At 49.4% G+C, this 13,154-nt stretch carries 9 protein-coding genes; all 9 read right to left on the reverse strand.

The window, feature by feature from the left end:
• On the reverse strand, positions 1-747 hold a 747-nt coding region (locus tag NNL21_RS34895; protein WP_256555688.1), incomplete at its 3' end, for a hypothetical protein.
• Positions 748-873: 126 nt separating this feature from the next.
• Complete coding sequence (galA, locus tag NNL21_RS34900) at positions 874-3,279, reverse strand: beta-galactosidase GalA (RefSeq protein WP_204820817.1); 2,406 nt, start codon at positions 3,277-3,279, stop codon at positions 874-876.
• 68 nt (positions 3,280-3,347) lie between these two features.
• On the reverse strand, positions 3,348-4,730 hold the full coding sequence (locus NNL21_RS34905) for an ABC transporter substrate-binding protein (RefSeq protein WP_204820816.1): 1,383 nt from the start codon (positions 4,728-4,730) through the stop codon (positions 3,348-3,350).
• Positions 4,731-4,768: 38 nt separating this feature from the next.
• Complete coding sequence (locus tag NNL21_RS34910) at positions 4,769-6,133, reverse strand: ABC transporter substrate-binding protein (protein WP_204820815.1); 1,365 nt, start codon at positions 6,131-6,133, stop codon at positions 4,769-4,771.
• A gap of 264 nt (positions 6,134-6,397) precedes the next feature.
• Entirely contained in the window at positions 6,398-8,167 is a 1,770-nt protein-coding gene (locus NNL21_RS34915) for a right-handed parallel beta-helix repeat-containing protein (RefSeq protein ID WP_204820814.1), read from the reverse strand.
• Between the two features lie 158 nt (positions 8,168-8,325).
• Positions 8,326-9,663: an ABC transporter substrate-binding protein gene (locus NNL21_RS34920; protein WP_204820813.1), complete on the reverse strand. Its 1,338-nt coding sequence runs from the start codon at positions 9,661-9,663 to the stop codon at positions 8,326-8,328.
• 83 nt (positions 9,664-9,746) lie between these two features.
• On the reverse strand, positions 9,747-11,075 hold the full coding sequence (locus NNL21_RS34925) for an ABC transporter substrate-binding protein (RefSeq protein WP_204820812.1): 1,329 nt from the start codon (positions 11,073-11,075) through the stop codon (positions 9,747-9,749).
• A 224-nt stretch (positions 11,076-11,299) separates the two neighbouring features.
• Positions 11,300-12,265 carry a carbohydrate ABC transporter permease gene (locus NNL21_RS34930; RefSeq protein ID WP_256555689.1) on the reverse strand — a complete coding sequence of 322 codons (966 nt, stop codon included), beginning with the start codon at positions 12,263-12,265 and terminating at the stop codon, positions 11,300-11,302.
• 15 nt (positions 12,266-12,280) lie between these two features.
• Positions 12,281-13,153 carry a carbohydrate ABC transporter permease gene (locus NNL21_RS34935; protein WP_204820811.1) on the reverse strand — a complete coding sequence of 291 codons (873 nt, stop codon included), beginning with the start codon at positions 13,151-13,153 and terminating at the stop codon, positions 12,281-12,283.
• Between the last annotated feature and the right edge of the window lies 1 nt (position 13,154).

Below are 13,154 nucleotides of genomic sequence, written 5' to 3' on the forward strand. Positions count from 1 at the left end.
CAGCCCTTCCCCGATCTCGATCGCTTCGATCGTTTGGAGAACCCGGTCAACCGCACAGCCGAACAAGGCGATCTTGGTCCCGGCGATTCGCGCGTCGTCGCCGGCGATCGGCGCGATATCGACATCCGGCAAATTCCATGCGGGGCGCCGGGCCGCGTTCATCCGATTCCTGGCATACGCTTGCAGCATGCTTCCTTCGCTTGTCGGCCAGGCCGCGCAAACATCATATTCGAATTTGTTATCCGAAGGCTGCGTGCTGTCAGGGTCCGGCATCCCGCTGTTCGAATACGTTTGCTGAACATATTCCATCCTATCGAGCTCGAGAGGCCATCCCCCGACGGTTTTTATATTCAACGCCTGCAGGCCGAGGGCGAACGATCCGTTATGCACGACGCCAACCGACTCTCCGATCGAACCGGCAACCGTCGTGACGTAAGGCCCCCAGATGACGGCATCGACTTCACCAACGATGGATTGTACTTCGAATGTCGCATAAAGCCCTTTTTCTTCGGCCAAAACCTCCACTGCCGCCCCGCACTCAGAAAACTTCAATGTCATTATGCCGGATGCCGCTTCATAATCGGCCTGCTCCGGCATCTCGATACGGCCGTTAACGACAACCCGAAGCAGCGGCATAGTATGCTTGTCAGATTCATATCGATTACCGTCAGCGGTATCGGTCAGGCTGGTCACCCTGCCTTGACGATCCAATTGAATGTTCAACTTTCCCGCAGAAATGCTCAACATCGTACTCTCATCTCCTTGCAACATTTCATTTATTCGTTTCAAAGCTGCGCGTTCAGCCCATCCGCTTGATGATTTCCATCGCAGCATTGGGCTGAAGCGTCAGCGTGATGATTGTTCTTTGACGAGCTACACGGAAGGGTACAATACGCAGGGCTCTGTTCGGATCGTCACTTTGGCAGCAATTAACCCGGATGACTCAGCCGTAATGCACAGATCTCCAGCTTGTTTCGTCGATTGGACGATGGCCATGCAAAGTCCGTTAAAAGCTCTTCGTTTCCAAACCGTGCCGCTGCCGATATACTTATCCGGCTCATGGCTGCTCGGGTTTCCATTGCCGACACCGATTAATACGCCCGGCCCGGTTACCGTGAACACAACTTCATTGTCAGCTGTGGGGATGACCCGGCCTAAAGCATCTACAATTTGCACGGCAATGCTCGATACATCTTCGCCGTCGGCATCGATGGCGGAGCGATCCGGCAATAACCGCAGCTCGGCGGGAACGCCTGTTGTTTCTCTGGCAGCGCTCGCGATCTCTTGTCCATTCCTGTATCCTTTGGCAACAAGAGCGCCAGGCTCATAGGGAACCTTCCAGCTCAGATGCCCGAGATGCGGCATTGGTTTCATGCCAAGGCTGCGGCCGTTGAGAATGAGCTCAACTTCCTCGCAATTGCTGAAGCAGCGCACGTCGATGTCCTGCCCTTCCTTACCCTGCCAGTTCCAGTGCGGGAATAGATGCAATACCGTCCGGGCGGTCCACCAAGACTGGTAATAATAATAGTTGTCTTTCGGAAAACCGCACGTATCCATCATGCCGAATTGCGAGCTGATGCACGGCCAACGGTAAGGAAGCGGCTCGCCCCGGTAATCGAATCCTGTCCATACGAAGGCGCCGGCCAAATACGGCCTCTCCGCATAATACTTCATCCATTCCTCGGCACCGGATCCCCAGCCGGGGAAGTTTTCGTCATAAGACGAGACATATCCTCGTTCTTCATCGTTTTCGTAGATGCCTCGCGTACACAGCGTGCTCGCTTCCTCGCTGCCGATCATGGGCGTCTGTGGATGATCGTTGTGGTATACATCCAAATTGGCGCCGATTTTCCAATAGTTCCAGCCACGCACATCCACAACGCCGTTAATCCCCGAGCTTTGTCCGCCGTTATTCCCGCCATAGCTGACAAGGCGTGTCGGATCAAGCTCGTTTACGATCCGTTTCATCGTTCTTGCGGTGCGGGCGCCGGCTTCCGTATCCTGAATCCCGCTCTCTTCGTTTCCGATCGACCAAAGAATGATGCTAGGATGGTTGCGGTCGCGTTTGACCAGGCTGCGCAATTGACCTTCAATTTCCTCGCCGCAGCCTACTTGCCGGTGTTCGTCCATGACCAGCATCCCAAGACGGTCGCAAGCTTCGAGCAGTTCCGGCGTCGGCGGATGATGCGATGTCCGGTAAGCATTAACGCCGAGCTCCTTCAGCTTCTCGATCCTGTAAAATTGCAAGCGGTCGGGCAGCGCCGTTCCTACTCCGGCATGATCCTGATGACAGCAAACGCCTCGGATCGGGACATGCCGCCCGTTCAAGAAAAAGCCTTGATCCGGATCGAAGCGAATACTGCGAATGCCAAATGATGTTACATAAACGTCCGTTTCGGCTTCGCCGTCCTTGACAGTCGTAACGAGACGATAGAGATGGGGCGACTCCAAATCCCAAAGCCACGGCTGCTCCAAACGAATGCGCTGATTGAACTCGCACTCCTTCCACGACCCGATCGGCGTTGGCTCCGACTGAATGGTCGCAACCCGGCTGCCGTTAGCATCATAGATGGCCGATTCGATCGCGATTGCTTTCGCAAGATCGTCTTCGTTGACAACCGTCGTTTGAAGCGTCAGTTCCGCAAATCCGTCGCCAATTTCCGAAACGACGTACGTTCCCCAATGCGCTACATGCACCGGGTTGGTTTTGACCAGCCAGACATGCCGGTAAATGCCGGCCCCTTCGTAAAACCATCCCTCCACTTGGCTTGCGTCGGCCCGCACGACAAGCACATTCGGCCCGTCGAACTTAACGCAGTCGGTAATATCGCGGCGGAAGCTGGTATATCCGCTTTCATGACGCCCCAAGTAATAGCCGTTCAACCATATCATGCTGTCGCGGAATATACCGTCGAACTCAATGGATAGCCTCTTCCCCTCATCTTCCTTCGCTACCTCAAACCGCTTGCGGTACCACCCGATCGATGTCGCCGGGTTCGGTCTTCCGATCGGCTTGTATCCGTGATAATTGATGTCGTTATCGTCGGAATATTGAAAATCAAGCTCCACCGCCCAATCATGCGGCAGCGAGACTTCTCTCCAATCGCTGTCGTCAAATTTGACGTGAATCGCGCCTCTTCCTTCAGCTTGTTTGGCAAACGGCTTGCCTTCCCAATAACCGAAGTCGAGCTTGATGTCCGAAGCGTGCCCCAGGGCGAATCTCCAACCGGAATCCATCAGAAACCGCTCCCGAAGCGGCTCTTTTATCTCTCTATTCATGGTGCGTCTCTCTCCTTTATCTCTGAATGCTCTTTGTAAATTGTCGGTGTTCAAGGAGCTCTGCAGCGTTATTTTTTATTCATCTTCTCTTTCAATTTAATCGCATAATCTTCGTCCATTTTTCTCAAGAACGTAACGACATCTTCTTTGGACGTTATGAATTCGGTAGCCTTATCGGCCACATAGTTCTCGCCGTAGTAAAGGGAATCCGGACCGAACGGGGAGTACGCAGGGTCGGCTTTTGAACCTGTATAAATGCCTTGTAAATTGTATTGCTTATTGCCGCCTGCCATTTGATCTTCGCCAAACTGGACAGCAAGGTCCGGATCGCCTAGCGGAGAAGGTGAACCATGGCGATGCAGCTTTGTTTGATGCTCTTTGGAGGCGAGGAATGCAATCACCTCAAACGCCTCTTTCAGATGCTCGCTGTTCGGATTAACGCTCACTGCAAGAGGCGCGTAGTTTGGCGTAATATCCGGCTGGTCGGCCCAACCCGGAACTCTTACCATATCGAAGCTGAGCCCTTTGGTACCATGCATACCGGCTAGATTCGTAATGGATAAGATCGCCATTGCGGTTGTTTGGTTCTGGAAATTCAAGTCTTCATCCTTTTCTACATCCCAGTTGCCGGAGATACTGCGAAACTTATCAAGCAGATCGAAATATTTCTTGAACCTCGGTTCTTTGGAGAACAGCACCTCGCCCGTCGCGGGATCCGTACCGGTTGCCGAAAGCTCCATAAAAGGCATCGATAAGCCATTTTTCGCTATTCCGTGGTACTTGACTCCGTCTTTTTCTCCAGTCAGTTTCTTGGCCAGGTCGATAACTTCTTCCCATGTAATTCCGTCCTTCGGATAAGGTACGCCGAATTTGTCGAAAATCGATTTGTTATAAAAAAGCGCTACCTGAATATCTTCCATCGGAAATCCCAATAAACGGTTTTCGCCCTCAGGATCCCGCACCCGCATCGATTCGAGCACACCCGGCCGGAATGCCGATAAGTCAACGTTAAATTGGTTCGCCAGATCATCCAGCGGATATAGCAGCTCCATGTCCTTCAGAACTTCAAAGCCGCCGGTGGTCAGCAGAATATCCGGATTTTCCTTCGCGGCAAATGTTTCTTCCAACTCTTGCTTGCCGACCCATTTGCTGATGAGCTCGATCTTGATGTTGGGGAACTTCTCTTCGACAAACGGCTTCACCCGCTCTTCAAATTCCCCTCCCCAAGGCGCCATAAATTTTAGCGTAATCTGCTCTTTGTCCTTGGATTCCGATTCTGTCCCCGCTGGTTTGTCTTGATCCTCCTGTTTCGGAGTATCATCCGCAGCAGCAGAATTTTGCTCTTTATTTGTTGATTGTTCCCCTTCGGAGTTTTTGCTCGAACATGCCGCAATCGATGCTGCGAGTAACATTAAAGTCAGGATCAATGAAAGCATTTTTACCGATTTCATAGTATTCATCCCCTCACTATTCGAATGTTTTGGTCCGCTTATTTATTTTCCAATTCCTTGATTAATGTTCTAGCCATTTCGTCCAATTTTCTTAAATGGGTATTGATATCAACATGGTCATAAATCAAATCTTCCATTTGTTCGATAACGGTTTTGCCGAATAGATCCTCTTCGACCTGAGCTCGATTCGAATGGAAATCCATCTTAAACAAAGCCTCGTAGTTTATGCCTTCGAACTTCGGATCAGGCTTGATTTGCTGCCGTACTTCAGGCGACTGCAGAACCAAGGAAGAAATATCTTTCCCTTGATATCTTTGAATCGTATATTCATCGGACAGCAAATAATCAATAACCTGGAATGCCTCCTCTTTATGTTCGCTGAACGAAGTCACCCCCAGAAAATAAGCCAGCCCGCCCGGAACTTTCCCTGGATTCTCTTCCCAAGTCGGATAATTGACCATATCCCAATTCATCTTGGCATCACTCAACTGTCCGCCATTAAACCAGAGCGGCAGCATCGCAATATTGCGTTCGTCGACAAAGCGGGAATAAATATATTCACGGTATTTCTCGTGGGGAGGCAAATTGCCTGGAATTTCGTATACTTGTTTCACGACTTCAAAGAACGATTTCCAACGGTCATCCGTTAGAAACGTTGGCTCTTTCGTATCCGGATTGATCACGGGAATATGCTGCGACATCGTATTGAAGCTGTCCCATCCCCACTGCAGTCCGTAATATTTGACCCCGCCAATTTCTCCTGTAACTTTTTTGGCCAGATCGACGATTTCATTGTACGTTATGCCGTCTTGCGGATAAGGCACGCCGAATTTATCGAAAATGTCTTTATTGTAATGCAGTGCATAACGGTCGACGATATAAGGCAAAAAGTCTATTCCCCCGCCGGACTCGACTTTGACTCGATCAATCAGTCCGGGATTGAAGCGGTCGAGGTCGTAATTGTACGTTTCGATTAAATCGCTCATGTCATACAAAACTTCCTGTTTTTCGAGTGCTGTTTTATGTCCCATATGCCCAAAGTACAAATCAGGCAGCTTTTTGGCGGCAAAAAGCTCCTGCAAATCCTTTTCCGTTGGCATGATGTTGTATCGTTCCAGTTTGATGTTCGGAAATTTGCTTTCCACAGGTTTTTTCCAATCTTTATCCCATGATTCATCGTCTGCCCAGTTGATCATCGTCAAAGTGACCTGTTTTTGCGCTTCTTGCGGTTTTTGCTGATCTTCCGGCTCTTGCGGCCGATCTTCATCGGTTTTATTAACAGACGGCTCGGCCTGGTTGTTGTCGGCCGCTTTATCCTCGGATTGGCCGCAGCCTGCGAGAAGCGATACGAGAACGGTAAAAATAAGAATAAATAGATAGCCTCTTCTTTTTACAGTTGTCATCTAACGAACTCCTTTGTACATGGATTGGATAGAACCTACTGGGATCATGACCTTCCAACGGCAAAATAGATAGCGTTTACAAAACAACCGTACACGATCGGCATACCGGCATTCGACATCGAATTATATTCACATATCGAATCACCCCCTTAACCGCACAATACTCTGATGACGATTGCACAAATCATAAGCGCGAACCGATCCGGGGCTTCCTAGAAGCCCCGGTTTCATACGTTCCTGTAGAAAAGGCCGGAAGTTGTCCCGTCAGATCACAATAAGTTCTACTGACGGACTTTCTATTAATGAGACTTCTTCCCGCGGCATACCGCGCAGTTCGACGCATTGCATGCTGTCATTGCCTTCGAAGCGGTTTCCGCCGATTTCCGCATCGCTGCAAGCGTGAAGGCGGATAAACGATTGGGCATGATCCTGATCTCCAACTACGATGCGGTTTCGGCTAAACCGTACATGGCGGGTGCTCTTAGCATCCAATACACGATTGCCGATTGTCTCGAACGTGTTGTCTTCAATGACAATATGCTCATGTACGGGCGTTTCATGGGACGTGTCCGTGTTCTCCGGATGAATCCAGATCACGGGATCGGCGGCGCTTCCGCATTGGAGAAACGTATTGCCGCGAATCGTCACATCCTGCGCCCTACCGGATTCGAACCAGCTTCCTGCATCGTTTGCGATCAGAATGCCGCTCATTCGCATACGCTCGAATACGTTGTTTTCAATGGTCACCTTTCTCCGCGTCGTTACTAGAATGCCGCGTGTCGGAATGCGCGCAAAACGATTGCCGCGAATCTCCACCTCCGGCGTCCATGTGACGTTCTCAATGACATCGTTAGTCTCGATATTCTCCGGCGCAGGCCGCTCCAGGGTCAGCAACATTTCCCGCGGATTCAATAACCGGGCCTCCTTGACGGTATTGCTGTCATATGCGAGCAATGAGCTTTCACGCACGAATTCAATCTCGTCACCGGGGAAAAACGCCTCGAAGCCGAACGTTTGGCCATGCATGAACCGGACAACCAACTGAGCCGGCGCAGGCTTACCGATAATTCGCAAATGCGTGCCGTGAACATTGATCGGATCGTCATGGGCTCCCTCGAACAAGCTGTCTTGAATTGTGATTCGCCCACGGCAGCCGGAGAGATGAAGGAAGTCCGCGAATGCCGCTGCCGTACGTCCAGAGTCGGGACGAGGCGCCAATGTCATCCGGTCGAAAACGAGATTTTCGCTGAATTGACCGACGATACCAAGCCCATGCATATAATGCATGCCAACTTGCTTGAAGATCACATTGCTGCTTCGGGAAACGAATGCGCCGACCTGATCCCGGATGCCGTCCCGCATTTGGAACGTCTGCCCGACGGAGGCGTCGGGTCTCCGGTCAAAGTGAAAGCGAAGCCGGTTCGGCGCAAGCTCCTCGACCTTCATGGCGATCGAAACCGGATTCTGTACGCGCCACGTCGAATTGTTCGCCGGATCGTACAGCTGCGCCAGGCCGTTTGTGAACCGCCACCCCAATCCGATCCAAAACAGGCGATCCTTCTCCAATTCGTATCGGCTGTCCGGGTGAACGCGAACGTCCATCGTTCGCTCTTCGACAACCTCAACCGTCATTTCCGCCATCGTCGGATGCGCATAGTCGGTGTTCAAGTTGCGGATTTCGATGTCGCTGCAGCTGATCACGGCGAGCAACGTCATTTTTCCGTGAAACATCAATAACGACCCGTTGCCTTCAATCGTTACGTGGTTCAGTCCTTGCAGAAGCAGCCCCAAGGTTTTCGTATTGTCCGGGTTTTCTTCTTCCGTTGTCGTATTCGATATGCAGCACAGAGCCTGATCGGCATGATCCGGGTACAAATCGTATCGTCCATAAGGAAATTCGATAACAACGGGTTCATTCACTGCGGCAGCCGCTGCAATGGCTAGCCGAATGGACGACACGGCATCCTCCCCGGAGTCGGGCCTTGCGCCGTAATCGGTTACTCGAATGACTTTTGCCTCTCTCAGTTGTTGCATCGATAATCAGTTCCTTTTTTGCGTCAGCTCTTCCTCCGTTATATTGGCGGATGGCACTGACGTGTTTTTGTCATCAGCTTGATCCAAATTCACGTGGGCATCCCAGCTGCTAATGACTTGCGGCGGTTTGGCAGGCGTATGCATGAAAATAATAGCCTTTACTTCTGTTTGGATATAGCGTCTTTGATTTTGGCTTCCGACTCTTCTTTCAGTTTTCGTAAAAATTCCGGAATGTTCATGTCAGACTCAGCGAATTTGGCCAAACTCCCGTTAATATCAACGTATTTGTCATATGGGCTTATTTTGGAAGGCGGAAGAGCCGGTTTTGATGCAAAAAATGCTTTAATATTTTTGCCTTCAAAAAGTTTTTGATCGACGGCGTATTGATCCCTGACTTCCTGGACAATGAGCACCGAAGGGTCGACGCCTTTTTTTGCGATTCTGGACTGGTTTTCAACGGATACGAACTCGGCCATGACCTTAAACGCCGCGTCCTTGTTTTTGCTATATTTGTTCAGAATGATCGGATGTGAATACGAAGTCGGTGAAACGCCCGGAAGCTCCGGCCAAGACGGCAGCGGTGCGGCATCGACATTTTTAACAATGTCCGCGTCGCCGATTCCCCACATCAAGTATTGCGGCCATGTGACGATCATGCCGACATTACCTTTCGGAAACTGGTAGCTTTCTTTGCTGTACATACCGGGGATGCTGTAGATGCGCTTCATCAGCTCCAAATATTTGGTAACCTCCGGCAATTTGTCGATGAGAACTTCTCCGGTGTCCGGATCTGTCAAGTTTACGGAAAATTGCTTGAGCGGTACGAGCGCTTCGCCATAGCCGCCAAACTCAAAACCGCGGTACACCATGCCGTCACGTTCGCCTGTCAGTTTTTTGGACAGGTCGACAATATCGTCCCAAGTCAAATTTCCCTGCGGGTATGGAATACCGAATTTATCGAATACATCCTTATTGTAATACAGTGTGAAGTTGTCGCTGAAAGTAGGCATTCCGATCAGACTGCCATTCGGGTTCATGGCACGATATGTAGCGATGATCGAAGGCTCGATTGTTGATAAATCGAAATTGTTGACTTCGACCAACTCGTCCAACGGCTCGATCATATCGAGCTCCGTGGTCGCTTCAAATGCACCGCCGTCGCCCCAAATCAAGTCCGGAATTGTCTTCGCGGCGTTCAGTTCCTGGAGCGACTCCAGATCGTTTCCTTTTTGCAGCTGCACCAGCTTGATATTTTTCAGCTTCTCACTAATTGTTCCGAATCGAGATTTGAAATTTTCTTCCGGGTGCGGGTATAAAACTGTGATCACAACTTCTTCGTTATCGGCTGGTTTGGCCGTGCCTGCCGAATCGCTTTTCTCTGTATCCGGTTCCGTTTTCTTCTCATTATCGGTATCGTTGGTGCAACCGCCAAGCAAAGATATTACGAGCATGAGGAATACAAGCAACCAAGCTGTGTTCTTTATATTCCATCTCAAACTCATGACCTCCCAATAGTAAAATATGCGGCGCTTACAATGCGATTCTTCTATGCTTCCATGATCGATGTCTCCTCCCCATGCTACTGCTGGCCTTTTGCCTCCTTAATTTTTATCTGCGCTTCTTCTGTCTTCACGCGCAGGAACTCTGGTATATTCATCTCCGATGTTATGAAAGCACCTTGATCCAAATTCACGTGGGCATCCCAGCTGCTAATGACTTGCGGTGGTTTGGCAGGCGTATACATAAAAATCGCTTTCACATTTTTGCCTTGAAAATTCGGAAGATCCGCGCCGAATTGGGCTTGAATGCTCTGATCCGTAAGCGGCGTTACTTCCTCGGCGCCCCGAGTCAACATCGTCTGGATTTCAGGGGAGTAATATGCGGCTAGCACCTGGAATGCCTCATCCTTATGCTCGCTGTACTTATTGATCATATTATGCGAATAGCTGCGGCTTACCATTGTCGTTCCAGGATTATCGGCCCATACGGGAGCGGCTGCAAAATCTATCCGAGCGGCTAAATCCGCCGGCACTGCCCAACGCATATACTGCGCGGAGGTGAGCAGCATCCCGACTCTTCCTTCAAGAAACGGGCCGAAAGGATCCGTGTCCTCTGTCATCCCCGGAATACTGTATATTTTCTTTAATAGCTCGAAATATTTGATCACACGCGGATCTTTCGCAAACAATACATCCCCGGTTGCTGGATCAGTCAGGTTTACGCCAAATTGCTGCAGTCCAAAACCAATTTCCGAACGCATTTCCAATCCGCGATATTTCACGCCATCCCGCTCTGCCGTCATCTGTTTCGCAGCATCAATCACATCGTCCCAAGTCATATTATCGGTCGGGTACGATACCCCAAATTTATCAAACACCGTCTTGTTGTAGTACATAACGACAACATCGTTCGAATTGGGCAGACTCATCAGTCTATTTTCTTTGTCGGATGCCCGCTCGGCTGCAACTAATGAAGAATTCAATGCTTCTAGATCGAATTGATGTTTATTAATCAAATCATCCAGAGGTTCGCTTGACTCCTTTTCATATTGCGAGAACCCCCACCCTGTCACAACGATATCGGGAACAATGTTTTGAGCATGCAGTTCTTCAAGCTTTCCTTCAACTATTTCCAGCTTGATGTTCGGTAATATCTTCTCAATCGGCCGGTATCTTTTTTCGGATAACTCCGCCCCAAATGGCGATAACAATTTGATTGTCACTTGCTCTGCCGGTACCGGCTTCGCTGCATCGCCATCCGCGTCTTGTGTGCTAACGTTCTCGCTTGTGTCCTGCTTTAAGCCCTTCTGGTTGCCGGAATTGGAATCAGAACCATTATTAGAAGAACATCCTGCAATAATCAATACCGTCAAAACGAACGTTAACGCAACCACCGTCGTTCTTTTCATCGATCGATTACCCTCCTCATGAATTCTTTCTCCAAATCATCTTTCCAGACTTATTCCTCCCTCTTACTGGTACCACATCACCTCCTATATCGGGTGAAATAACGCTCCGCTACCAATAAGGCGACACCTTCAAACGCGAGTAGTTAAATCATTCAACAAGGCCGGTTCGCTGAACCAGGCCCTCGAGGAAGCCCCGGTTCAGCAGCAGCTAACGCTTTTGCCTTCTATTCAACCAACCCGGTACGCTCGACACTCTCGACAAAATAGCGCTGCGCGAACAAGTAGATCAGCAGGGGCGGCAAAATAACTAGGAAGCTTGCGCCCATCTTGATCGGTTCGGCCAAAAATTCCGGAAACCCGCCTTCTTGAATAAACGCCGTCAAGTTGCGATCGATATAGGAGATTTTCAGCGCCAGCGGCATATTGTCGCTTGCTCCGAGGAACATTCTCGGATAATACGTATCGTTCCACGTCCATACGAATGAAAACAAGAACACGACAAGGATAGCCGGCTTGGCCAAAGGAAACATCACACGGGCATAAAACTTCAATGCATTGGCGCCGTCAATACGCGCCGCTTCTTCCAATGCCTTCGGCTGCGTCAAGAAAAACTGGCGGAAAATGATGACGAATAACGCACCCTTCACTCCGAAACCGAACACGGAAGGCAAGATTAGCGTCAGCAGATGCCCGTTCAATCCAAGCTCCGTATACGCCATAATTGTCGGCAAAATGATGACTTGCGGTGGAATGATGAATGCCGATATGACAAGGAGAAAAACCGTTTTTTTGAACGGAACGTCAAGTCTTGCGAGCGCATAACCCGCAAGTCCGCACGCGATGCAATGCAGCACGGCCGCCGTTACCGCGATAAACAAACTGACGGCAAGCGACCTCGGATAATCAAGCAGCTTCCATGCTTCGGCGACGTGGCCCAAATAGATGGAAGATGGAATCCACGTCACGGTCGGATCGATCAAATCTTTGATGCTCATAACCATCTTCACGAGCATTTTAATAATCGGGTTCATATAAATGTAAGAAGTTATGATTAATACGGTATACAATGCCAATTTAAAAATAAGACCTTGATTGATTTCTCTGCCAAGCACCATATACCGAATTTTGCTCAAGCTGCGTTTCGTCGTCCATTTTTGTTTGGCGCGCGCTGCTAAATTTACTTTCATCATCCGCTTCCTCCCCCCTTATCCTCGATTTGCTTTGGCATGTTTCCGATTTATTCTGCCATAGAGCAAAATGACGAATCCTAGGAATGCAATAATAATCAAGAAATAAATCCATGCCATCGCGCTGTTATAGCCGTAATTGCCCGTAGTGATGAGCGAAATAACAGGGTTGGACGGGAACGTAAACATATCCACTACCGTATAAATCAGGTTCAGCAAAATAAATGGCGACATCGCCGGAAGCGTTATTTTCCAGAATACTTCCCACGGCGTTGCGCCATCAATGCGAGCAGATTCGTAGGCAGAGCTCGAAATCGTCTGAAGTCCGGCAATAAACAATAAAATTTGCACGCCGGAATACCATAAGACCAGTACAAAATGATTCATGACTTGCTTCACCGGTTTTGCCCATGAATTATCCCCAAGGAACATATCGATATAACCGCCAACATTAAACCGTTCGAGGAAACCGAGGTTACCTTCGCCTTGATTCATAAACGACATTAAGACGGCGCCCGTAGAGAATATAACCGGCAAGAAAAAAATCGCACGGAATACAAATCGTCCCGGAAGCTTCTGATTCAGCATGATCGCGATCATTAAGGCAAAAATAACGATAATCGGCACCATGATGACGACTTCTTGGAAATAAGGAATCAATTGATCGTATAAAGCCGAGCTGTTGAATAAGATTTCCTGATAATATTTCAAGCCGACAAAATCGTAAACGATTCTTTTCGGCAAAATCTTAACTTGATGAAAGCTCATATAAAGCGAGAAGAGAAGCGGAAATCCTAAAAAAGCGATAAATCCGATCAACCACGGAGCCATAAACAGCGTTCCTTCCAGCTTGCGGGACGTCTTGGCGGAAAGGATCCGTTTTCCTGCCATG

Source organism: Paenibacillus mendelii (genome assembly GCF_024498075.1).
Classification (GTDB): Bacteria; Bacillota; Bacilli; order Paenibacillales; family Paenibacillaceae; genus Paenibacillus_Z; species Paenibacillus_Z mendelii.